The 23895-nt window shown below is 40.4% G+C and carries 23 protein-coding genes and 1 pseudogene; 12 read left to right on the top strand and 12 right to left on the bottom strand.

Translation table 11 applies throughout. The features are described 5' to 3' along the window. Positions 1-95 precede the first annotated feature (95 nt). Both mprF and EGX73_RS15075 read right to left on the bottom strand, forming a co-directional pair. Positions 96-2642, bottom strand: a complete 2547-nt coding sequence (mprF, locus tag EGX73_RS15080) for a bifunctional lysylphosphatidylglycerol flippase/synthetase MprF (protein WP_003126123.1) — start codon at positions 2640-2642, stop codon at positions 96-98. Position 2643: 1 nt separating this feature from the next. Next, a complete protein-coding gene (locus EGX73_RS15075; protein WP_003126124.1) occupies positions 2644-3369 on the bottom strand; it encodes an alpha/beta fold hydrolase in 726 nt (241 codons plus the stop codon). A 614-nt stretch (positions 3370-3983) separates the two neighbouring features. Here EGX73_RS15075 and EGX73_RS15070 point away from each other — a divergent pair. Continuing rightward, positions 3984-4853, top strand: coding sequence for a cation diffusion facilitator family transporter (locus EGX73_RS15070; RefSeq protein ID WP_021149989.1), 870 nt, complete (start codon positions 3984-3986; stop codon positions 4851-4853). A gap of 152 nt (positions 4854-5005) precedes the next feature. Continuing rightward, positions 5006-5170 carry a hypothetical protein gene (locus tag EGX73_RS16010; protein WP_003126127.1) on the top strand — a complete coding sequence of 55 codons (165 nt, stop codon included), beginning with the start codon at positions 5006-5008 and terminating at the stop codon, positions 5168-5170. A 253-nt stretch (positions 5171-5423) separates the two neighbouring features. Here EGX73_RS16010 and EGX73_RS15065 read toward each other — a convergent pair whose 3' ends face one another. After that, positions 5424-5744 (bottom strand): multidrug efflux SMR transporter, encoded by a 321-nt coding sequence (locus EGX73_RS15065; protein WP_003126128.1) that lies wholly within the window; start codon positions 5742-5744, stop codon positions 5424-5426. Positions 5745-6183: 439 nt separating this feature from the next. Between EGX73_RS15065 and EGX73_RS15060 the strand changes: the two genes are divergently transcribed. The 8 genes from EGX73_RS15060 (at position 6184) to EGX73_RS15025 (ending at position 13700) form a co-directional block, all read left to right on the top strand. Further along, positions 6184-6675: a GNAT family N-acetyltransferase gene (locus EGX73_RS15060; RefSeq protein WP_021149988.1), complete on the top strand. Its 492-nt coding sequence runs from the start codon at positions 6184-6186 to the stop codon at positions 6673-6675. 135 nt (positions 6676-6810) lie between these two features. Then, on the top strand, positions 6811-8109 hold the full coding sequence (locus EGX73_RS15055; RefSeq protein WP_123867046.1) for a PTS sugar transporter subunit IIC: 1299 nt from the start codon (positions 6811-6813) through the stop codon (positions 8107-8109). A gap of 271 nt (positions 8110-8380) precedes the next feature. After that, positions 8381-8632 (top strand): hypothetical protein, encoded by a 252-nt coding sequence (locus EGX73_RS15050; RefSeq protein ID WP_202399198.1) that lies wholly within the window; start codon positions 8381-8383, stop codon positions 8630-8632. After that, the gene (locus EGX73_RS15045; protein ID WP_029486662.1) at positions 8629-9723 is read left to right on the top strand and encodes a DUF871 domain-containing protein; all 1095 of its coding nucleotides are present in this window, start codon (positions 8629-8631) and stop codon (positions 9721-9723) included. The genes EGX73_RS15050 and EGX73_RS15045 overlap by 4 nt, the downstream gene beginning before the upstream one ends. A gap of 1 nt (position 9724) precedes the next feature. Next, a complete protein-coding gene (locus EGX73_RS15040; protein ID WP_123867045.1) occupies positions 9725-10840 on the top strand; it encodes an amidohydrolase/deacetylase family metallohydrolase in 1116 nt (371 codons plus the stop codon). Continuing rightward, complete coding sequence (locus EGX73_RS15035; protein WP_123867044.1) at positions 10821-11933, top strand: DgaE family pyridoxal phosphate-dependent ammonia lyase; 1113 nt, start codon at positions 10821-10823, stop codon at positions 11931-11933. The genes EGX73_RS15040 and EGX73_RS15035 overlap by 20 nt, the downstream gene beginning before the upstream one ends. Beyond that, positions 11930-12670, top strand: a complete 741-nt coding sequence (locus EGX73_RS15030; RefSeq protein WP_021149981.1) for a KDGP aldolase family protein — start codon at positions 11930-11932, stop codon at positions 12668-12670. The genes EGX73_RS15035 and EGX73_RS15030 overlap by 4 nt, the downstream gene beginning before the upstream one ends. Before the next feature lie 16 nt (positions 12671-12686). Next, positions 12687-13700 (top strand): sugar kinase, encoded by a 1014-nt coding sequence (locus EGX73_RS15025; protein ID WP_034704280.1) that lies wholly within the window; start codon positions 12687-12689, stop codon positions 13698-13700. Positions 13701-13894: 194 nt separating this feature from the next. Here EGX73_RS15025 and EGX73_RS15020 read toward each other — a convergent pair. The 7 genes and pseudogenes from EGX73_RS15020 to EGX73_RS14990 form a co-directional block, all read right to left on the bottom strand. After that, positions 13895-14473: pseudogene (locus tag EGX73_RS15020) on the bottom strand (TMEM175 family protein). 201 nt (positions 14474-14674) lie between these two features. Next, a complete protein-coding gene (locus EGX73_RS15015) occupies positions 14675-14923 on the bottom strand; it encodes a hypothetical protein (protein WP_005471087.1) in 249 nt (82 codons plus the stop codon). 46 nt (positions 14924-14969) lie between these two features. Then, positions 14970-15518: a TetR/AcrR family transcriptional regulator gene (locus tag EGX73_RS15010; protein ID WP_005471088.1), complete on the bottom strand. Its 549-nt coding sequence runs from the start codon at positions 15516-15518 to the stop codon at positions 14970-14972. Then, a complete protein-coding gene (locus EGX73_RS15005; RefSeq protein WP_003126141.1) occupies positions 15508-16398 on the bottom strand; it encodes a phytoene/squalene synthase family protein in 891 nt (296 codons plus the stop codon). Before EGX73_RS15005 ends, EGX73_RS15010 begins: the two co-directional genes overlap by 11 nt. After that, entirely contained in the window at positions 16388-17875 is a 1488-nt protein-coding gene (locus EGX73_RS15000; RefSeq protein WP_003126142.1) for an NAD(P)/FAD-dependent oxidoreductase, read from the bottom strand. Before EGX73_RS15000 ends, EGX73_RS15005 begins: the two co-directional genes overlap by 11 nt. Positions 17876-17909: 34 nt before the next feature. Next, positions 17910-18599: an ABC transporter ATP-binding protein gene (locus tag EGX73_RS14995; RefSeq protein ID WP_003126143.1), complete on the bottom strand. Its 690-nt coding sequence runs from the start codon at positions 18597-18599 to the stop codon at positions 17910-17912. Positions 18600-18609: 10 nt separating this feature from the next. Continuing rightward, complete coding sequence (locus EGX73_RS14990) at positions 18610-19674, bottom strand: ABC transporter permease (RefSeq protein ID WP_005471092.1); 1065 nt, start codon at positions 19672-19674, stop codon at positions 18610-18612. A gap of 310 nt (positions 19675-19984) precedes the next feature. Between EGX73_RS14990 and EGX73_RS14985 the strand changes: the two genes are divergently transcribed. Beyond that, positions 19985-20431 carry a DUF305 domain-containing protein gene (locus tag EGX73_RS14985; RefSeq protein WP_123867043.1) on the top strand — a complete coding sequence of 149 codons (447 nt, stop codon included), beginning with the start codon at positions 19985-19987 and terminating at the stop codon, positions 20429-20431. A gap of 27 nt (positions 20432-20458) precedes the next feature. Here EGX73_RS14985 and EGX73_RS14980 read toward each other — a convergent pair whose 3' ends face one another. Together EGX73_RS14980 and EGX73_RS14975 are read right to left on the bottom strand one after the other, a co-directional pair. Continuing rightward, the gene (locus EGX73_RS14980) at positions 20459-21094 is read right to left on the bottom strand and encodes an HD domain-containing protein (RefSeq protein WP_005471094.1); all 636 of its coding nucleotides are present in this window, start codon (positions 21092-21094) and stop codon (positions 20459-20461) included. A gap of 160 nt (positions 21095-21254) precedes the next feature. Then, positions 21255-22868 carry an ABC transporter ATP-binding protein gene (locus EGX73_RS14975; protein WP_123867042.1) on the bottom strand — a complete coding sequence of 538 codons (1614 nt, stop codon included), beginning with the start codon at positions 22866-22868 and terminating at the stop codon, positions 21255-21257. Positions 22869-22969: 101 nt separating this feature from the next. Here EGX73_RS14975 and EGX73_RS14970 point away from each other — a divergent pair, with 101 nt between their 5' ends. Continuing rightward, the gene (locus tag EGX73_RS14970) at positions 22970-23872 is read left to right on the top strand and encodes an Rgg/GadR/MutR family transcriptional regulator (RefSeq protein ID WP_005471096.1); all 903 of its coding nucleotides are present in this window, start codon (positions 22970-22972) and stop codon (positions 23870-23872) included. Positions 23873-23895 lie beyond the last annotated feature (23 nt).

Here is a 23895-nt window from a genome sequence, read left to right as displayed (position 1 = left end):
ACATGGGTGGAGCTCGTTTTTGATTTGTTGAACAATAGTTTGATTACTGGATAGTTGTTGTCTTATTGGTACTTGTGGCGCAGTCTTTTTTTATCCTAAAGAGAAGACGTAGTAATAGTTCGATTGTCTACTATCAACAATGCGATCATCACATAACCGATCCAACTATCTCTGGAATAGAGAATATAACGAGGAGACCAATAAGCTGCATACTTGCTCTTGTACTCCCGCAATCCCTCAAAGGAATAAAAGTGAGAACCAAAGTTATAGATCAAATAGGCGATCCGTTCTTGAATGAAACTGCTTCTGAACGTCCCTACATTCGCCAGCGGGGCCATCCCTAAGTCGAACTGTTCGAATCCTTGGTTTTTAAAATAATCGAAGAGATTGATGAACAAAAAGTCCATTGTGCCATTAGGTGCTTTTTCAGGATCATGACGCATTAAGTCGATTGACCCACAACCTGTCTGATAAGTAGGCATAAAAGAAGCAAATGCCACAATTTCTTGCTGTTGGTTCTTGACGACAGCGATTGGGACGGTGCTCAAGTAATCTTCAGAGAAAAATCCTAATGAGAAACCTTTCTCTTTGCGACCATCTAGCCAGCGATCAGAAATATCTCGTAGCTTGGCAAATGTTTCCGCATTGTACGGTGGTTGTAGGACATCGAAAGTAAAGCCTTCTTTATTGATTTTGTTGTTTAATGCCCGTTGACCCTTCATTTTTTTGCCAGACAAGGTGAAATTCTGTAGGTCCACGAAGGCTTTCTCACCAAATTTGATGAAGTCATAGCCGAATTCATGAAGCAGCATGACCATTTCTTCACTGCTTTCATAGAAGACAGGCAAATAATTCCACTGATCCATTTCTGTGATAAAGGCTTCTAGTGCAGCAGCAAAATCCTCTTGCTTACCAGCTGGGTCCCCCATGACCAAACATTTATTGTTATAGGTCGTAAACTGGAAAAAGACGGTAGGATCGGTCTCGTTCGGATAGAAATAGACTTCTTTATCTTTCAAAAAGACAAGATGGCTATCACTAGTACCACCGTAGGTCTCTAAAAGAGTCAAGATTTTTTCATTCTCAGGTCTCTGTCCAATTTGATGTTTGGGTCCCATTAAATAGCGTGAGAAAAGCAAGACCGCGATAGCGACGATCATGATAGCCAGAAAGCCTTGCAACCATAACTTTTCAGAAGGAAACAAAAGAAAATCAATGGAACGATGGGCGGGATGACGATTTAAATGGGGCATGTTATAGACCCCAATAATCACATAAAGGACAGTCAAAGATCCCATCAAAAGGCCATCGATCGTCAGCCATTCCCAAGAATAAACCAGTTGCTTACGAAATAGTTCACTTTTGGAAAGGACCATAATCGCCAATAAGAAGAGCAAGAAACACATGGTTGAAAAGCGGAAACCGGCTAAGACCGCATAGCCGATCGTTGCTGCAATCAACAGCAATGTTGGAAAATAAGCGCGCGAAACACGAGCTGAAACCCCACGACCAGCAATGATGAAAAGATAGCCTAAGAAAATACTTGGGTATTGCATGACAAAATTCAACCGTATCGGATTAAGATGGGCTAACCATTGAATGTGGTCAAATGCTTCCGGAATCGTTGCTGACAAAACCAGCATCGTACCAGTCAAATAGAGCAACAGTACTTCAATCTTATGGAATACTTCTAAAAGCAATCCTTTAGGAATACCAGAAAAGCGTGTGTTGAGCGTTACACTGACATTTTTAGAGAACAAAAGAACCCCAATCAAAAACGGAATGATGTAATAGAATAGCCGGAATAGCAGAAGCCACGCTACGACGCTTTCTCGGGGAATATTCAATGAACCCATTCCCATGATCATCATGACATCAAAGGTTCCTAATTCTCCGGGAATCATTGATACGATCCCTATCACAGATGCAGCAATAAATAATGGCAGTATTTGAAAAATATCCACAGAGATCCCCATCAGCATACCGGTGGTGATAAAGGCCGTAAATACCCCTACCCATTCCAATAATGAAACCAAAATCAGTTGACCGCGGTCAGAAGGGGTCAGACCGCCTAAATAGCCATTCTTCTTCGACAAACTTAAGACATAGACCACTGGAAAGTACAAACTTCCTCCCAATAGCCAAATCCAATATTGCTGCAGATAATCAGTTGTTGGCCCAAAGACGACGAACCCTAATGCCAGTAATGATAAAAGCGATAACCCAGACATCAGATAAATAAAAATTTTCGAAATTGCTTGAGCAACATCTTTGCCATTTTTTTCTTTGCCATAGAATTCGGAGCGAAGACCAATGCTGATAAAACCGCCGAATCCTACAAGATTATTCATGGTATTGATGATCCAGCTTGTTTCACTTAAATAACGGGCAGAAAGCTTTTGTCCTAAGAGCCGATTTAAGATAATGTCATAACCAATCATTGGCGCAATACAAAGCAAACTAATCAAAAGCATCAATGCAACACGCCAAACCGCTAATTCGGAAAACAGTGTCGTCAATTGATCGACGGAAATCGTCTTGCTTAAGGAAAGCAATTCACCTAAAACGATCACTGCTACAGCGATCAAAAAGAGTCCTTTGAACAAGGAGAGATGGTTACGAATCCATGTAAAAAGTTTCATTTTATTGTCCCACCTTATCTAAGAAAGAAAGAACTTTCTGATTGAATATATTTGGATTTTTGCGAGCAAAACTATGTCCTTGTCCCTTTACTACCATGAAATTGGCATTCGGAATATGATTGGCTAGATAAAATGAATGAGACAATTTGATTGAATCTCTTTTTCCTACCAAAATCAGTGTTGGGACAGTAATTTTTTTTAAATCGGTGGCTGATAAACCGATGTTACGAAAGAGTAGTGCAAGAATCGGTAAAAAACCACGCATGCCTTTATCGAAAGGCGCGCAAAGCCAAACGACTGCATATTGGATCAGACTGCCGATCCGTGCAAACAGCCGAACCCCTTTAGGATCCGTATTGCCGGAATTTAAAATCAGACAACTCACTAATTCCGGATATTTAAAACAAAACACCATAGCTAAATTTGCGCCATCACTAAAGCCTAGAAGAGCTACCTTTGACAGGTGTTCTTTTTGAATAATGGCATACAAGTCATCAGCCATCAAGAAAAAATCAATTTTTTTGCGGGTATTCGTTGATTTGCCATGCCCACGGCTGTCTATCAAGTACAGCTGATGTTTCTGACTTAATTCAGCTATCTGATTAGCAAAGTAAGCACTGCTCCCGCCATTGCCATGCAATAAGAATAATGGCTTGCCTTTTCCAATTTTCTCGTAGTAAAGGACCGAGCCATCTTGCATTTTGGCATAACACTTTTCAGATTCCATTTTTTCACCTACTTTCTTTGAGTATACCTTGAAGCCCGCGATTGATAAAATCAAATGGTGATTTTTCACTAGAAATAATCATCGTTTATTCATTTTTGTCTTAGAAAACTGCTATCTTATTATATTAAGAAATCAGACAGATGCTGCTCTTTAGATTCATTTCTAGCCATATCTTAGGAGATCACTTCGAAATGGAACAGAAAACTTTGCCAAAATAGAAAATTTTCACATTTTCCCCCGTATTTTTCCCTCTTATTTCTTTAGAAGGAAACTATAGAAGAGAACTATATAAGAGAACTATAGAAGAGAACTATAGAAGAGAACTACGCAAAGCAGCAAGGACACCCCATAGTGTCTCCCATTCAGTGACAATGGTTTTCATTAAACGGGGGGAACAATGAATGATTTAAAGCTTGTTTAACATGTCTAAAGGAAATCAACAAGGTGCCTTCTGAATTTTTTTTTCATTCAGTTTGACCTGCAAGATGCATTCGTGGCGCAGAAAGCAAATGTTTGTTATTCCTAAAAGATTATATCTCTCCAATAATTACTGCAAAGTTTCAGGAATTCAGTTATTATTTTCAAGTTGTTATCTTGATGCTGGAGGGAAATAAATGAGAGAGACTAGATATGAAGAATTGAAGCGAGCAGAAAAGGGCGCTCTGCTTAGTATCATCGCCTATCTATTGATTTCATTCGTTAAATTATTGATCGGTAAAATAGCTGGGTCGGAAGCTTTATGGGCAGATGGTTTAAATAATGCCACCGATATAATCGCTTCAGTGGCTGTTTTGATAGGTCTACGCTTAGCTCAAAAACCGGCTGATGAAGAACATAAGTATGGACATTGGAAAGCAGAGAATGTAGCAAGTTTGATTACGTCATTGATCATGCTTGCTGTAGGGCTGCAAGTACTTTATTCCTCTGTCTGGTCCTTGATCCAAGGGGAGACAGAAAGTCCTGATATGCTTGCGGCAATTATAGGTGTGGTCTCGGCTATTCTCATGTATGGTGTGTATACCTTTAATCGAAGATTGGCTGCACAAGTAAAAAGTTCCGCACTGCTTGCTGCTGCCAAAGACAATCGCAGCGATGCTTGGACCAGCATCGGAACCGCCATTGCCATTTTTGCCGCTTCTTTTGGCTGGGGGTGGCTTGATAGTCTAACAGCGATCGTTGTCGCTGTTCTGATCCTAAAAACGGCCATTGATATTTTCAAAGAAAGTGCCTTCTCATTGTCAGATGGTTTTGATCAAACATTGGTCAACGAGTACGAACAAGTCGTAGCCGATTTTCCGGAAGTAAAATCTGTCAAGAGTATTCGCGGCAGAATGTATGGCGCAAATGTGTTTCTTGATATTGTTATTACGATGGACAAATATTTGACAGTTGAAAAAAGTCATGCAGTAGCTGATGCCATAGAAGCATTGCTGTCTGATCGTTTCAATGTCTATGATACAGATATTCATATTGAACCAGATTAATCGCCGATTTATTTTTAAGGGTCATTTTGTGTTGTGTAAGTTAAAAAAAACAGTGTAAACACCACGTTTCTAGCATGTAAACATCCCGTTGCTTCTTTTTTTATTGAAAGAATGGCAAACTATTCTTATCAGAAAAAGAAAGTAGGGATCGTATGGAGACGATAAATATCACTGACCTTCAAGCAAAGAAAATTAATGAAGTGGGACAACCTGTCCTTTTAGAAATTTGTAAAAATTATATTTTATCAGTAGAAGATAGACAGATACTAGCTCTTCTTCAGAAACAAATTACAGAAAAAAAAGCTGAACTCGTTTGAGATTCAACTCGTTTTAGTCAAGTACAAAAAGAAAAGCAGCAGTTTGATCCATCAATGATCAAACTGCTGCTTTTTTAGCCTTTGAGAAAAGAAAGAATGAAGGTAATCCAACTTTTCTTTTGTAAGAGAAGATCAGTAGTCTGATGATATCCTAGAGGAAAGCAAAAGTAGAAATAAGAAAGATTTCGGTAGAAAGAAGTGATTCGATTTTTATAAAAGTCTTTTAAAAGACTTCAAAAAAACTTTTTTGAGGTTAGTGACCGCTAGTCATTTTAATGCCTACAATACTGATCAATAATAATCCAACAAAAAGCCAAGTGGCTGGGTTTATCTTGTCATGGAACAATACCACACCAATGATGACTGAACCCACCGCACCGATCCCAGTCCAGATAGGGTAGGAGAAACTCATTGGCAGTTGTTTGATTGCTTGCGACAAAAAGAAAAAACTGGCGATCATACCAATAATGGTGTAAATCGTAAAATTGATTTTTGTAAATCCTTCACTCCATTTCATCGTTGTGGACCAGAATACTTCCAGTACGCCAGCTAAAAATAGTTCGAGCCAAGCCATTCTATTTCCCTCCTTTTTGATTATTTAGAAAACAAAAAGAGGAAGACCATTCCTTCTAAGACCTACTGGAATGATCGTCCTCTTTTAACTACCCGGTGGCAGTCTCTATTTTCTTGTAACCAGTATAGCACACTCGGATTTTTTTGGGGAATGAAAAAAACTTATCGAAAAAATGTGGGGTAGCACTTTCGGATAAAAATTGAAAGAAAGAGAAACTGTTCCAGAAAATGAGCTGGTCCTGTTTCTCGTCATCGCATCTAATTTTTCCTAACAAACTTGATGCGATCAGCAGAACTTTCTGATGGTGCTAAATCTTTCTTTCAATTGCGGATAGACAACATTATCAATAGTTAAGACAAAGAAAGACTTTTCTATTTATTTAAAAAACATTCCGATATAATAAAGATATGTAGGGATACATCTTTGAAAGGAGTCCACCATGAAAATTACATTTCAACCAGTCCGATCTTTAGAGGAGATTCAAGAATTAGAGCTTGTCGTTAAGGAGATTTGGTCAGAAGTCTTTACACCTATCATCGGGTCTGCTCAAGTCAGCTATATGCTAGAAACTTATCAATCTCCAGAAACGATCCAACAAGAAATCAAAGAAGGCGCCGCTTATTTTATTCTTCGATTAGAAGATGAGATTATTGGCTACACAGCTTACGAAGAAGAGGCAGACCGTCTGTATTTGAGTAAACTTTATTTAACACCTGCTATGCGAGGAAAAGGCGTCTCCAGCAAAGTATTTGATTGGGTTGAATCTTTAGCCGCTGGCAAAACACTCTTTTTGAACGTCAATAAAGGCAATCAACAAGCGATTGCCATCTACGAACACCGGGGTTTTGTCCGGGTCGGGGAACGAAAGGTTGATATCGGTCAAGGTTTTGTAATGGATGACTATATCTACGAAAAAACATTCAAACAATGAAAGACATAAGCTTTTTTCCATCGCTCAGTTTGTGGGAAGAAAGCTTATTTCCTATTAAAAAAACGTTTACACACCTTTTTAACTGTGTTATATTGTCTTTGTAAAGATTATAATGTTATAATTAGGAGCGCTAAAATGAATGGATTTGTAGGGTTTATTGAACAAAAGTTAATGCCAGTGGCAAATAAGGTAGGTATGCAGCGACATATGGTGGCCATACGTAAAGGAATCATTGCCACATTACCATTGACGATCGTCGGTTCCTTTTTCACGATATTATTGAATTTTCCTATTGAGTCAGTTGCAGCATTTATTGAACCATATCGTGAAGTTCTAGACATTCCGTTTCGCTATACTGTTGGTCTGCTTGCACTTTATGCGACCTTTGGTATCGCATCTTCATTGGCAAAAAGTTACAAACTAGACTCATTGACAGCAGGTATTTTGGCAACAATGTCCTTTTTGATCACGGCAGCACCACCAATTCGGGTTCTTGAATCGGTAGAAGGTGTGATCGATGCTGGACGTTTCATCAATGTTGCTAACCTTGGTTCTGGATCACTATTTGGTGCAATTGTCACAGCTATTTTGTCAGTGGAAATCTATCGCTTCTTTATTGTCAAAAATATCACGATCAAAATGCCTGATGGTGTACCCCCTGAAGTGACCAATTCCTTCATGGCATTGATTCCCGGGGGAGCGATTCTTGTTTTGTTTTGGGTCATTCGTCATATCATCGGTTTTGATATCAATGGCTTCTTAAGTAACCTTTTGATGCCGCTGAAAGATGTTTTAGCAGGAAACAGTTTGTTTGGCGGCTTATTGACAGTTTTCTTGATTTGTTTCTTCTGGGTTCTTGGAATTCATGGACCAGCAATCATGGGTCCGGTGATCCGTCCTTTCTGGGATATCTCGATTGCAGAAAATATGGAAGTTTTTCAATCAACCGGCAATGCGCATGAATTACCAAACATCTTTACAGAACAATTTCTGCAATGGTTTGTTTGGATTGGTGGGGCAGGAACGACGCTTGCGCTGGTTGTCTTGTTTTTATTCTCAAAATCAAACTATTTGAAACAATTAGGACGTCTTTCGATTTTGCCAGGTATTTTCAATATCAATGAACCGGTCATATTTGGGGCTCCGATTGTGATGAATCCGATTCTTGGGGTTCCGTTTCTTGTAGCACCTTTGATTACAACGACAATTTCGTACTTTGCTACGACGACAGGGATCGTTCCAATGATGGCTGCCCGTCTAGGATTTGCCATTCCAGCACCCATTGCTGCTTGGATGAGTACAAATTGGAGTGTTGCCGCTGGAATCTTAGTTGTGGTGAACTTTTTGATTACATTGGCGATCTATTACCCATTCTTTAAAGTCTTTGAAAAACAGCAATTAGAACGTGAAGAAGGACAAGCGACTCAAGAATGAAGGGTCTCTTTATCAAGAAGTCAAACGAGACGATGGGATAGGAGCAAAGAACGATCCATAAATGACAACCAAATGAGCTCTCTGGGAAATACCGAGTTCTTCTAGGTGAACAGAAACAATTCTACGGGATCATCCCAGTAAACACCTCAATCCCAGAGTGCTTTCTAGATGGTTCTTTTGAGTGAAGCAATTAGGGTTCATTTGTTGCTTAAACAGTGGTGCATGCGCGAGGATCCGCGTTTGATGATCGAAAGGAGACTAAGTGCATAAAATGATGCTGATGTATGCATGTTTATTATTTATCGGATTACAAATTTGGCTAACCAGACATGGAGCATTTATCCAGCAGATTCGCTTCCGCACACTGATAGCCGAATCCTTATTAGTATTAGTCATTGCCGTTATGCTATTTGGCAGGACAACAATTGCCCTGGTGATCTTGACAACACTGACTGTTGGTTGCAGTACGTTGCTGATCACAAAATTTTCTCAAATTGGTGCGCAGAAGGAGTGGACAAAATGAAAAGACAACTAGGAATCTCTATTTATCCAGACCACAGCAGTAATGACGAAGACAAAGCTTATTTAGAATTGGCTCAACGCTATGGATTTAGTCGAATTTTTATGAGCATGTTAGAAGTGACAGAAGGGAAAGAAATTGTTCGCAAGAAATTCACAGAATTATTAAGATTTGCCAAATCACTTGGCTACGAAACGATTTTGGATGTTGCACCGGCAATTTTTGAAGAGCTGGAAATTTCTTATGATGATTTGACGTTTTTCCACGAATTGGGTGCGGATGGCATCCGCTTGGATTTAGGTTTTGACGGCAGCAAAGAAGCAATGCTGACTTATAATCCGTTTGGATTGGCGATCGAGCTAAATATGAGCAACGACGTCGCTTATTTAGACAATATTTTGACGTATCAAGCAAACTTGCCTTTCTTATATGGCTGTCACAATTTTTATCCTCAGGAAGGCACCGCATTACCGTATGAGTTCTTCGAAAAATGCAGCCAGCGTTTTAAAGCCAAAGGAATTCGAACTGCCGCTTTTATCACTTCACAGTCTGGAACGATCGGTCCATGGGATATCAATGACGGATTACCGACATTAGAAATGCATCGGCATTTACTTGTAGAGATCGCAGCAAAACATCTTTTTGCAACAGGATTGATCGATGATGTAATCATTGGGAATGCCTATGCCTCAGAAGCAGAACTTGCAGCACTTGGCGCAATCAATCGTTACCAAACAGAATTTTCGGTGACTTTTACACCGGAGAGCACTTCATGCGAACGAAAGATCGTTCTGAAAGAGCAGCATTACCGTCGAGGGGACATTACTGATCGGATGATTCGATCAACAGAAGTCCGAAAAAAATACAAGCAATTTGATAACCCAGCCCACGATAATCTGGAGGAATTCCAACCTGGAGATATTGTGATCGGCAACGATGATTTTGGCAAGTACAAAAACGAATTACAGGTGGTGTTGACCCCTCATTGCGATCCGCGAAAAAATAAAGTTGGATCAATTGTCGAGGAAGAACGGCTGTTGTTGTCGTATATTCATCCGTGGACCAAATTTAAATTTACCGAGAGGAATGATTAACATGTTGGATATGATTATCCGCCAGGCACGTACACTCAATGAAGAGATTTTCGATATCGGGATCAAGCAAGGGAAAATTTGCCAGATCGCAAAAACGATCGAAGAATCCGCACAAAAGGAGTGGACACTTCTTCCGAATCAGTATCTTTCGGCAGGCTGGATTGATGATCATGTCCATTGTTTTGAAGAAATGAGCTTGTACTATGATTATCCCGATCAGATCGGTGTGGCAAAAGGTGTAACGACAGTAATCGATGCGGGGACTACTGGCGCCGAAAATAGCCATCGTTTCTACGAATTTGCACAAGCAGCCAAAACGAATGTCTTTGCGCTTATCAATATTTCAAAATGGGGCATCGTCGAACAAGATGAATTAGCCGATCTTTCTAAGATCAAGGGGGATCTGATCACAAAGGCCCTAAATGAATTTCCTGACTTCATCGTGGGGTTAAAAGCGAGAATGAGCAGGACGGTGATTGGTGAAAATGGCATCACTCCATTGAAATTAGCCAAAAATATCCAAAAAGAACACCCAGGCCTACCATTGATGGTTCATATTGGTTCAGCACCACCAGATTTAGCTGACATTTTGTCTTGTTTAGAGAAAGGTGACGTTCTGACCCACTGTTTCAATGGCAAGGAAAATGGTATTTTAGATCGTCAGTCAAATACCATCAAATCGTTTGTTTTTGATGCTTATGGCAAAGGTGTTGCTTTTGATATTGGTCATGGTACAGATAGTTTCAATTTTTCGGTGGCAGAAAAAGCCTATGCCGCCAATTTGAAAGCTGCTTCTATCAGCACCGATATTTATATACGTAACCGTATGAAGGGTCCGGTATATGATTTGGCTACTACTATGGAGAAATTAGCCGTTGTCGGTTATAGTTGGCAAGAAATCATCGAGAAAGTAACATTGGCACCAGCTCGTCAGTTTCAACTAAAAGGAAAAGGTGCGATCGAAGAAGAAATGGATGCTGATTTCACGATCTTTGAATTCAAAGAAGCAGCCAAAGTACTGATTGATTCAAATGGGAACAAGCGAAGTATTGATCGACAGATCATTCCGCTAAAGACTATAATTGGAGGACAAGTATATGACATTGAACCTGACTAAACTTGGCTTGAAGCAAGTCATCAATGCTTCTGGTAAAATGACGATTCTCGGTGTTTCTAAAGTGAGCGAAGGTGTCTTAACAGCCCAACGCTTTGGTGGGGAACACTTTTTTGAGATGAGCGAGTTAGCAGTCAAAACAGGGGCCTATTTGGCCAAACTACTTCAAGTTGAAGATGCTCAAATCGTCTCTTCAGCTTCTGCTGGAATTGCTCAATCTGTGGCAGCAGTCATTGGACAAGGCTCATCATTCCATCTTTACCATCCTTATTCAGAAAAGATTCAGCGTCGAGAGATCATCTTGCCGAAGGGACACAATGTGGATTATGGCACACCTGTTGAAGTGATGGTTCAACAAGGTGGAGGCCAAGTTGTTGAGGCAGGCTATGCCAATATGTGCTCTGTTGACCATATTGCTCAGATGATCAGTCCCCAGACAGCTGCGATTCTCTATATCAAAAGTCATCATACAGTACAAAAAAGTATGCTTTCAGTAAAGGAAACAGCTCAAGTCGCAAAACAGTCGGGCATCCCTTTGATCGTGGATGCGGCAGCGGAAGAGGATCTTTTCAGGTACATCCAGGAGGGTGCCGATTTAGTGATCTACTCCGGAGCCAAGGCTTTGTCTGGGCCAAGTGCTGGTTTAGTGATCGGTCGTAAAGAACTAATAGAATGGGTGAGACTGCAATCCAAAGGCATCGGGCGTTCCATGAAGATCGGTAAAGAAAATATGATGGGGCTTACACAAGCAGTAGAAGAGTATCTGGCTGAAGGAAGCGAGTCTGGCGCTTCCATGAAGCATCGTTTGGAACCCTTCATCGCAGCGCTCAATCAAATTATTGGCTTGTCTGCAGATATCGTCCAAGATGGTGCAGGGCGAGACATTTATCGCGCCCGGGTTCGGGTCCAAAATGGGCCATCGGCGATGGAAGTGATCCAGAAATTAAAAGTAGAAGAACCAGCCATCTACACGAGAGAATATCAAGCAAATCACGGCATTATTGAATTTGATATTCGGGCAGTCACAGAAACTGAAATGCATGTGATTGTCAATCGATTAAAAGAAATCATGAATCCGGAGGAACCAAAAGAATGAAAAAATCCCCGACTTATTTAGAAGATCGAATTTGTTTAAACGTTTTAGCTAACTCAGTGGAAAACGCCAAAGAATGTTTTGAAGCAGCCGAAGGGAAAATCTTATTAGGCGTTCTTTCCAAAAATTATTCCACGGATGAAGCAGCGATTGAAGACATGAAAAAATACCAAGCAGAAATAGAAAATGCGTTATCAGTTGGTCTCGGTGCCGGTGATCCGAATCAGAGCGAGATGGTCTCTCGAATTTCTGCTGTGTTGCAGCCGCAACATGTCAATCAAGTATTCACGGGAGCTGCAACATCTCGGGCGTTGTTAGGACAAGAAGAAACTATTGTTAATGCATTAGTTTCTCCGACAGGCAAAGTCGGCTTTGTCAATATTGCCACTGGCCCGTTAAGTTCACAGGAAGAACCCACTGAGGTTCCTCTTGAAACGGCGATTGCATTACTCAAGGATATGGGCGCTAGTTCAATCAAATATTTCCCTATGAAAGGATTGGCGCACAAAGAAGAATATCAAGCGGTAGCAAAAGCTTGTGCAGCTCATGACTTTTATCTTGAACCGACCGGTGGGATTGATTTGGATAACTTTGCAGAAATCTTGCAGATTGCTGTGGATGCAGGAGTCAAGAAAATCATTCCTCACGTGTATAGCTCGATCATTGATTCAGAGACGGGCGATACCCGTCCGGAAGATGTGAGACGATTACTGAAGATGATGAAAGATTCATTGAAGTAAGAGTGAAGGAGGAATTGTGATGCGAATCGGTGCATACGGTGAAGTCATGCTGCGCTTGACACCGCCTGAATATCGGACATTAGAACAAACCCATTCGCTGCGGATGGATTTTACAGGAACGGGCGTAAATATTTTAGGAAATCTGGCGCACTTCAATCTTTCAGCATCCCTATTGACGAAAGTACCAAAAAACCGTTTGGGTGATGCGGCCAAAGCGAATTTGCGAACTTATGGTATCAAGACAGAATTTATTGGTCAGGCACACAATCATATCGGCAGTTATTTTGCTGAAGTTGGTTTTGGCGCTCGCCCCACCTATGTGACGTATCAGAACCGCCGCGGTAGTTCATTTGGGGTTTCCGGACCTGCAACTTATCCCATCGCTGAATATTTAGAAACGATCGATCTTTTACATATTTGTGGTATTTCGTTGAGCTTGACCGAAGAAACGTGGCAAACCGCGATAACATTGGCAAAACAAGCTACTTTGAAGAACATCAAAGTTTGTTTCGATTTTAATTTTCGTCCCAGTCTGAATTTGGAAGAAGGACAGCGAGAAATCTTAAAAAAACGTTACGAAGCGATTCTGCCTTATTGTGATTTGGTATTTGGGTCTGTACGAGATTTGCACGGTCTTTTGGGATTTGGTGAGCAGCTGCCTATTGATGGACTAGAGGAACAGCAAATCGTTCAGGCCTTTATGGCGCAGTACGGGATTGAATGGTTTACAGGAACCAGACGGATAGCCAGTGAAGACAAACAGTTTATCAGCGGGATGATCTACACTAAAGAAGAAACTGTTGAAACTGCACCTCAATTGTTACAAGTGCTAGATCGAATCGGTGCAGGGGATGCATATGCAGCAGGTATTCTTTTAGGATATGCCGAGAAATGGCCACTAAAAAAAACCGCGGATTTTGCTATCACCAATGCTGTATTGGCCCATACGATGTTAGGAGATGTTCCCTTGATTACACGGGAACAAGTAGAGCAAGTGCTAAAGAATCCTGGGGTAGATTTATTTCGTTGAGTATTATTCGCTAGGATATACAAAGCACGCGTAAACAATAATAAATCATCCAACAAAGTGCGTTTGATGGCGAATCAGTGACTGCCGTCAAAAGGGCTCTTTGTTGGATGATTTTTGTTTTATTCGACAGGTAAGAAGACGAACAACAAGTGAATGGATTGTCGAGGGGGATATCAAGCAGTCGTTTTCATTGATTATTGATTCAGGTAGCGTTCGGCTTTCTTCTCAGGAATCACCCAAAGAAGTAGAACGAGACTATCGAGACTGATCACAAAAAGCGGATGAATCAACCAGCCAAGGAGCAATGCCACAATGTTGACAAAAAGAGTAAAGGTTAATTTCTGATAGCGTTGAAATAGTTTCCTAATGGTTGGATTATTTTGGCTTTCCCGGCTTAATGCCCGTCCTAACAAATAATAGCTAAAATCAGTCAAGAAAATCACAGCACCATAGAGCATTTGAGGAGCGAGGGACAGCGGGTATTGACTGACCCATGAAGTAACAAAAGGAAAAAGCGACAACGAGAGTATCAGCAAATGATTGGCCCATAATGTCCATCCATCAATATCTTCTGCAACTTAAAAGAGATGATGATGATTGTTCCAATAAATGGCCAGCATCACAAAACTGATCAAATAAATGATAAACTGATGTTCGATGCCTAGAAACGCTTGAAAGGTATCGTTTTTTGGTTGGTGAAGTTCTAAGACCAGCAAAGTCATCACGATAGCAATCACTGCATCTGTAAAGGCCTCGATTCGGTTCTTTGACATAACATGCTCCTTTCAGAATAGTAAATCAGTGTTAGTTTACGTCAATAGATACGATTCGTCTATCAAAGAGAATTGCAATAAAAAAAGGACAGTGATATAAGATCAAAGCTAACTCAAAAGGCAACGGTGAGTATGCCTTTGTGTCTGAAACTTCTCATTGCGAGAAGCATTAGCAGTATCTTATTTCATCGTCCTAATGGATTATTGTTTGACAGTGAATGTCAAATCAAATTGAGAAGGATGGATGTAACGAAATTTTGGTCCTTGGCTATCGTCGATGATCAATTCGATCAATTCGCTGTTGATTTTTTTGACCTCAGTGATTTGATGCCCTTGGTCGTCACAAAGCTCAATCACCGCTTCTGGATAAATTGATTTGAGCTGATTGTATTTTGTGATAAAGGCGTTGACGATAGCAGCAGACGCAGTCAAGTCAGTATATTCTGGCATATTCTTCCTCCTTATTTAGTAATCAGGAATGAGTGGATACGTTTGTCTAGTTAGACTCTTTATCTAAAACACCATATAAAAATAAATCAATGGCCTGATAGAGTTCAGTTTCTTTCTCTGCTGAATCTAAGTATGAAGCAATGAGAATAAACATTTGGCTGACAATAAACTGGTAGGAAAGTTCGTTTCGTAATCGTAGTTCACTTGTTTGAAAAAGGCGAATAAATGGTTGCTGATAGTTTTCTTTCCAAATCAAGTAGAGTTTTCTGGCGGTTTCTTCAGAGACGGTATGTTTGATATCATCCATCATTAAGTAGAAATTGAAAGGGTGACGTTTTTGCAGAAATCGAGCCATCCGTTGCAGTTTCTCTGCTAAGGAGTCATTGGGATCATTAACGATCTGATATAAGTTTTCAGATACATCTATCGCTAACCGCGCAAGAACACCGTAATAAATATCTTCTTTTCTTTTGAAATGATAATACAAATTAGGCTGAGTAATGCCTAACAACTCCGCGATTTGTCTTGTTGAAGTTCCTTTATACCCTTGTTGCATGAACAACTGTTCAGCCACGTCTAAAATCTCATCTTGCATTATTTTCACTCCGGTTGGTTTTTATCTGCTGTTTTACAGAACGTAATAAAAAAGCTTTTCTTTGGATAGAGACAGCATTTTTTTTGAGAAAAACCTGGTAATTTTTCTCACGAATGACCGTCAATAGTTCGCGATAGATCAATAAAGCAGCCATAAGCGCTTCCTGGCAGTCTTCATCGATCTGAGGCATCATGGACAAGGCTTCATCGTACAGTTTTTCTGCTAGCAGAGCTTCAAACTCCCAAAGCTGGATAAAGGATTCAGTGACCTTTTTTTGTCTGAGGTGTTGAATGGTAATCTCAAACCGCTGCATCGTTTCTTTTGGTAAATAAATTCGATTCATCGCAAGATCTTCCCCGATATCCCGGAGAATATTCGTTCGCTGCATAGCTTCCCCTAGCTTCTTGGCCGGTTCTTGGATCTTGCCTGCCTGACTAGATAAAATCGGCAGCAACATCAACCCGACACTTCCAGCAACAAAGTAGCTGTAGCTACTCAAATCAGCCTCCGTTTCAGGTGGCTGAAAATTTAGATCCATCCTCTGTCCTGCGAGCATATCATAAAATGGCTGGAACTGTAAATCATATTTCGCAAAGACAACAGAAAGAGCCCGCCATAAAGGGGTATCCAGAACCTTTCCGCAAGCCATTTGTCGTAATCCGTGTTCTAGTTCATTTAATTTAACGATGTCTTGATAACGATCGATGGCATCATCTGCTTGCCGACAAAAGGCATAGACGGCAAACACGGAACGTGCTTTTTCTGGGGGTAATTGCGAAAAAGCACTGTAGAAACTTTTCGAATGTTTTTTGATGATTTGCTCGCAATAAGCAAAGTCTTCCTTATATCGTTCAAAAAGCGTGCTTTCCTTATTGATCATCTTTTAGTAACTCCTCTACGGCAAGCTTTGCACTTTGCATCACGATTGGGACACCGGCTCCTGGGTGAGTGCTGCTGCCACAAAAATACAAACCTTCTGCGTAAGCAAACTTATTATGAGGACGATAGTAATTGCTTTGAGATAATGTCGGTTTCAATCCGAAAGTCGCCCCGTTATAAGCGTTGTAGTGGTCTTTGAAATCTTGTGGTGTATAGTAGGTTTCAAAAACGATATGCTCATCGATATCATTGAAAATCGTTTTTTCTTTTAGCGTGTGGATAATTTTGTTGCGGTAATTCGTGATTGTATTAGGTTGCCAATCATTAAACTTGGACAGCTCGGGAACTGGAACCAACACATACAAGCCTTCGTGACCCTCGGGTGCTAGTGAGGCATCTTTCAATGTGGGACGATAGAGATAAAAGGAAGGATCTTCTGGCAAAACACCAAACTCAAAAAGGTCATCGACATTTTTTTTGAAGTCTTCGGCAAAGTAGATGCTATGCAAGCCATTGGCTTCATATTTTTTATCCAGCCCTAGGTACAAGAGAAAACACGAACAAGAATAGGCCATTCGGCTGATTTTTTTATTGGTGTATTTGCCCCGATTTTTTTCATTAGGAATCAATTCTTGCATCGCATAAGGAAAATCAGCCGCACAGACAATCGCATCTGCTGAATGGATGTGCCCATTTAGACGAATCCCTGTTGCTCGCTTGTTTTCAATGATCAATTCTTCGATCGGTGAGTCATAATGAATCACGCCGCCTAATTCTTCAAATAAGCGAGCCAGCGAAGTCGCTAATGTATACATACCGCCTTTGATGAAATAGACGCCATAGAACAACTCGATCATAGGGATGATCGTATAAAGAGAGGGCCCTTGATAGGGAGAAACCCCGATATACAATGTTTGAAAGGCTAGCGACTTGCGCAAGCGGTCATCTTTAACAAACTTTGAGATCGAAGTGTAGGCATCGTTGAATGTTTTCAATTTCATTCCTGCCCAAAGGGATTGAGGATTATAAAAATCCCAGAATCCTCGAAACGATTTAGTGATGAAAGCTTTTTTTGCAATCACGTAGCGTTTATAAATATCTGCCAGAAAGGCGAAATAACCTTGGGCATCTTCTTCAGAAATCCCTTCTAATGTTTTAGTGAGTTCAATCAGATCATTGGAAAAGGTGAGAGGTGCTTCATCAGCAAAGTAGAGCTGCAGCATAGGATCAACCTTTTCCATCGGGATATAGTCATCTGGATCGACACCGCATAGTTCAAAAATCTCGCGATAAATCTCCGGCATCATAACAATGGTCGGGCCGACATCAAATGTAAAACCAGCTTGCTTGATTTGGTTCATTTTGCCACCGGGCTGGCTTTCTTTTTCGTATAGTGTGACCGCATAACCTGCTTGTTGCAATCTGACAGCGGCGGATAGTCCTGCGACACCGCCGCCGACAACGATAATTTTTTTCATGAGAACTCCTTATCAAATATTTCTTGGCTTCAGATTAATCGTGTTGTGTTTTTGTGTGTTCTTTTTCCTTTAAGACACCGTCTTCCATTACAAGCACCCGATCACAATAATCAGTTAGTCGGGTATCATGGGTCACCATAATCGTCGCTTTATTTTTTTCCTTTGTTTCTTGCGCAAGAATTTTGACTACTTCATAGGCTTTTTCGGAATCCAGACTGGCTGTTGGTTCATCCGCCAAAATAATTGTTGGGTCATGATACAAAGCTCTAGCGATCGCCACCCGTTGACGTTCACCACCGGAGAGATCTTCGGGGTATTTGTTTTGCAATTTATCGATTCCTAATTGGGTAAATAAATCTTGGGCAGATTGGGTTTTATTCTCTTTGCTGACTTTGTCGACTAGTTTCAGTTGCTTTTTAACGGTCAAGAATGGGACAAGATTGGAAGCTTGAAGAATAAAACCGATCTCTTTGAATCGTAATTTGGCCCGATTTTTTTCTTTCTGGTCACTAAAAGGCTGATCGTTGATCAAAACTTCACCAGCTGTAGGTGCTTGTAATCCTCCCGCAATAGTTAAAAAAGTACTTTTACCTGAACCAGAGGGTCCAATGATGGCGACAAATTCTCCTTTTTCAACGGAAAAGTTTGTCTCTTTCAAAGCCTCAATCATCGTATCTCCATCTTTGAAGGTTTTCTTCACATCTTTAAATTCAATGGCACTCATTTTTATCCTCCTATCCAATAGCTTTCAATGGGTCAATCTTAACAATCGTTCTTACTGAGAAGAAAGCACCGACAATCGCAATCAAAATCATCAACACACTAATACCTGCAAAAAAGAGGCTGTTTACTTGAAAGGGCACAGCTTGCGGCAAGACCAACGCCGTTCCGATCGTCGCCGCTAATCCTACCAATACGCCCACCATTGCTAAAAGGAAAGTTTGTGCGATGACAGAAAATGCGATGTAACGACTAGAAATTCCTTGTGCCTTCATGACACCAAAAATATCAGATTTCTGCATAGTCAAGACATAAATAAAGATCCCGATAACGATGGCAGCAATGACGATCAAGAAGCCGATCATAAACCCAAAGGTTAGCACTTGAGCACTATAACCAGGCAATTCATTGATGAAATCACTAATTTTGGTTGCTGTTAATTCATCCGGTACTTCTTCAACTGTTCCTCGCGTAACGATGGCATTGATGCGGGCTTTATCGCTGGTATCTTTTGTTTCAAAGCGAATTTCTTGATAGGCACCAATCGTCGTGTAGAGAACAGGTGCGACATTGAAGCGAGCATTTTCTGTAAAGCCGACGATCTTCAGTTTCTTTTCATTGCCGGCTAATTTGACGGTATCGCCGATCTTAATGTCGTATTCCTCTTTCAAACTGCTGTCAGCAACTGCCTCATCGTCGTTCGCGAAAAGTTCGCCTTCCGTGAGTTTAGGAGCCAAGAATTGATCTGGTTCGATCCCAAAAAAGCTGACATCAACTTTTTCACCACCGGATTCCCTGGTGATCACACCCGCAGTTTGAGCCAATACAGCTTTCTCATCTGCTTTGACTTCATCATAGAGATTACGAGGGATCATGGACATATTCAAATTGTTATTCGCTTCCTCGGCTAATAAAATCTCTGATGCCGACCATTTATCGACAGCAGTTCGGTTTTCTTGGGCAAGACCATAGGCTAGCCCGGTCAAGAAAAAAACTAAGTAAGCGATCAAAAACATGACACCGGTAACCAGTGCATACCGCAATTTAGAATGGCGGATTTCATTTATTGCTAAAAACATACAACTTCCTCCTAGAAATTTTATCATGTGATAAAATCAAGTTACCACATTCTTATTCAGCTGCAAAATTTATTGCTTTGGTATGGATTCTTCCTTCCTGCAAAGATCTGACAGAAAAGCTGAAAAAAAGCCTAGGAAAAGCGATAGAACAAAAATCCTGATACCTGGCAATCCATAGAGGAACCAGGAAAAAACTTGCAAGAGTGAACAATGCTTCGTCTCCTAATCACAATTAAGCGTTTCGTTTGAGTAGGAACAATCAATCCTGATAGACTAATAGTGGATATTTTTATGGAAAGAGGAGATAGAAATGAAACAGTATGTGCGTTTTGGTGTGATGATTTTAGTAACGACGGTCGTGATGTTTGGGATGATGTACCTGAATGTTTTTCAATGGGATCATATCTTTTATAGTCAGACTCGATTATTTATGGCGTTGATGATGGGGGCCGTGATGGCGATGATCATGCTCTTATTTATGTGGAAAATGTACGAAAATAAGAAATGGAATCTAGCGATTTTAGCTGTCAGTGTACTCGTATTCTGTGGTTCACTTTTCATGGTGCGCTCCCAAACGGCTGTTGATGATGTGAAATGGATGAAAGCAATGATTCCTCATCATTCGATTGCCATTTTAACCAGTACCAATGCGGCCATCAAAGATCCTGAGGTCAAAGAACTAGCGGATGATATTATCCAAACTCAAAAAGAAGAAATTGAAAAGATGAAAGAAATGATCGAACGACTAGAAAAATGAAACAAAGCCGGATCTTGACGTCTTAGCTCAAGAAGTCGGCTTTTTCATTCGTTGTTCATAGCAATCAGAAAAAGCGCTGTTAAATTTGATCGGATCTGTGAGCATTTCATGGATCTCTGCTAAGCCTGCGATATTTTTTGAATAGCCGAGCCAAAAGGTCAAGTGATGGTGGGGACCGTATTTTTGCTGAATGTATTCAAATGCCTCTTGGCAAAGATTATCAGGATCAGAAAGACTCTTTTTTTCGATGGCAAAGTAAATCGTGCGTTCGAGAATCCGATAAAAATCAAGATCACGATCAGCTTCTGAAATGATTTTGCCATAGATGGATCGTGGCTCATAGGAGAGGGAAGCACGATGATCTTCGACGGCTTCTCCGATTATTTTACGCTGTTCTTTGGTAAAGTAATCCGCCAAAAAAGCATCTGATTCTACCATAGATCTTGAAGCGCGTTCATGATTTTTTCGTCCTTTTAATAGACCAAGATCATGAAAGACAGCAACAGTAGAGACAATGTCTAAGTCAACCGATAATGGGGCAGCGATTTCTATACTGTTTTCGAGCACTTGATAGACGTGCTCAGGGGAGTGACTTGTGTCAAATTGCTTGTATTGTGGAATGATTGTTGTTTCTAAATAATGCATTAGCTGTGGGTTGACCATCAAAAACCTCCATTGGCTCATTTCTTGTTTAGCAGACAAAAAGTCATCACAACAAAAGTCAATGCTTTATTAAGAATCAAAGCATTGATTTTTGTTGAATCAGCTACTTTCAGTTTAGCAAATAGGACCTATTGATAAAAGAGTCATCGCGATCAATTTGCTAGGAGGGGGTAAGTGAGAGAACACCATCTAACTTTTGGACGATTTCGTCTCGAAGGTGGTGGGTAATAAACAGGACGGTTTGCGGTTGTTGCAACAGTAATTTCTCGATCTTTTTAGCATTTTCTTGATCAAGATTAGAGGTTCCTTCATCAACTAACAAAATAGGTTTTTTCCATAGGAAGCCTCTAGCTAGTGCAAGACGCTGCAATTGTCCCCCTGAAAGATTACCACCTGTTTCGGTAAGAACTGTGTCTAACTGCTCAGGTAGTTGTTCAATAACTGCAAAGAGTTCCGCTTTTTTTAGCGCTTGCTCGATTTCTTCATCGGGAAAAAATTGTCCTAATGTCAGATTCTCGCGAATCGATGCTTGATAGACAAAGGGACGTTGATCAATAACTGTCACATTGTCTTGCAATTCTTCTAAAGGGAATTCTTTTATTTCCGTTTCTCCCAAGCGGATCGATCTGCTATAGTCTTTGCGCCGTCCAGTCAACAAACTGAATAATGTTGACTTGCCTGAGCCGCTTTCCCCCACGATGGCATACTTTTGTCCAGCTTTAAAAGTGGTTGAGAGATTGAACAACATTCGTTGCGGTTTTCCATCGGTCGTTTGATAACAATAAGAAGCTTGTGCCAACACAAGATCTTTTGCATCGTTTGTTTTTTTGCTGGGTAGCGAAATCTCATGCGCTGGCTTCTCATAAGCAAATGCATCGAATAAAGGGAATGTGCCTTGTATTTTTGACAGATAGGAACTGATATTTCCTAATGTATTAAAAATTGTCGAAGCAAGATTTCCTGTTGCTGTAATCGCTCCGATGGGAACGATTTGCAGAAAAGCCAAGTAGCCAGTAAAACCTAAGACACTCAATTGACCAGTCACATTGCCAATTCCGCCAGTTACAGAGACAGCAGCCATCACTTGTGCTTGTTTTAGCTTTGCAGACTGGATTCTTTGTGCGGAACCCAAGAGTTTATTTTTAAGAAAATCAAGACGCTGGAAATTTAGGAAAGTATCAAATCCAGCTAACAGTTCGTTGGTTTTACTCAAAAAAGCTTCATTTGCCTGGGCGGTAGCGACAGCTGATTGTTTCATCTTTTTTTGGAAGATTTTCGGCAACAAAAGCAACAAACAGGACTGACCTAAGGTGAGCACGATCAATGACCAATGAAATTGGGCTAATGCGATAACGGCAAATAGTGAAGACAATACACCTTGCATGACCTGATAGATATTGGCGAAGCCATCTGTTTCGATCATGGTTATATCGTTACTCAATTTTGATGCATAGTTGCCTACGGTAACTTTGTGGAATGTCTGATAATCACTGTATCGTAGCCGAGTCAATAATTGATCTCGCAAATAAAGGGACATCTTCTGAGATGTATAGGCTGTATAACGGATTTGCAGATAAATAAACATCAGGAAACAACTATAGGCTAAGACCATCCCTACAACACCTTGGATAAATCCTTTTTGATCGAATTGGATGAGACTGTTTAGAACCTGCACATTTTGCAAGCTGGCTATCGTTTGTGAAAGTGCGACTCCTGCCATTAAAAGCAGGACGACTCCCTGATTTTTCCAATGTACCAATAACACCTTTTTCATTATTTTTTGCTCCTTTCTTATTACCTTTCTTGATACCTTTATTGTAAAAGGGTAAAGTAAAAGCGAAGGAATAATTACATATATGTAAAGAGGTGCTGTGAATGGACTATGGAGCGACATTTAAGAAACTGCGTTTAGAAAAAGGGATTACTTTGAAGGAAGCATGTCAGCAAGGGATATCAAGTGCACAACTTTCACGTTTTGAAAATGGAAAATCAATGTTGACGGTCGATCATTTTTTTACATGCTTGCAAAATATCAATGTGACGATCGAGGAGTTTCAATTTGTTGGGAAACAGACTTTTAAAGACCGTTTTGAAAAGTCTATCGAGCAGATGCAGGAGTATCTTAATACGAATCAAGAAGAGTCGGCTCGTTCGTTGGCACAACGTTTTTTTGCTGAAAGTCAGAGTCCGTATGATTGGCCGCAGTTTTTAGGCTGTTTCATTGAAGATGTACTCAATGCAGGAAATAATCGTCCATTCATTCATTCTCAAAAAGTACTCAGCTATCTCCAGCAAGTCAATAATTGGGGTGAGATGGAGTTGCGTTTGATCAGTATTTTTACCTTTGCATTGGACACAGAACAGATGGATCTATTACTGAAAAGCATTTTGAAAAAAGCCAAGCTGTACCAAAGTGTTCCGCAAACCAATGCCCTTTATTATGATCTGTTGGAGAACTTTTTTTCTAAATATGTGTTTCACCGCAATCTTCCAGCAGCTAGAAAGATCCAGAAACTGTATCGGCAGAGTCTGGACGAACGCACAATTTTATTGCGCCCCAGAATCACCTATATTTTTAACCAAGGAATTCTTTTTTATCTGGAAAAACAACCAGAACAGGGCAATGGATGCTTTGACCAAGCAATTTCTTTAGCGAGAATTTTTTATCAGAAGGAAACCGAACACTATTTTGAGAAGCGGGCCAAGAATTGGCGGGAAAATTATCAAGATACGAATTATCGTGAGCTGACGATCAATCTGAATTTTTTTAATTATTAAAAAGGGGTTGACTTGGAGTTCAC

It is taken from the genome of Enterococcus sp. FDAARGOS_553 (assembly GCF_003812305.1).
Taxonomy (GTDB): Bacteria; Bacillota; Bacilli; order Lactobacillales; family Enterococcaceae; genus Enterococcus_D; species Enterococcus_D gallinarum.
This window is presented reverse-complemented; position numbering and strand designations above follow the sequence as displayed.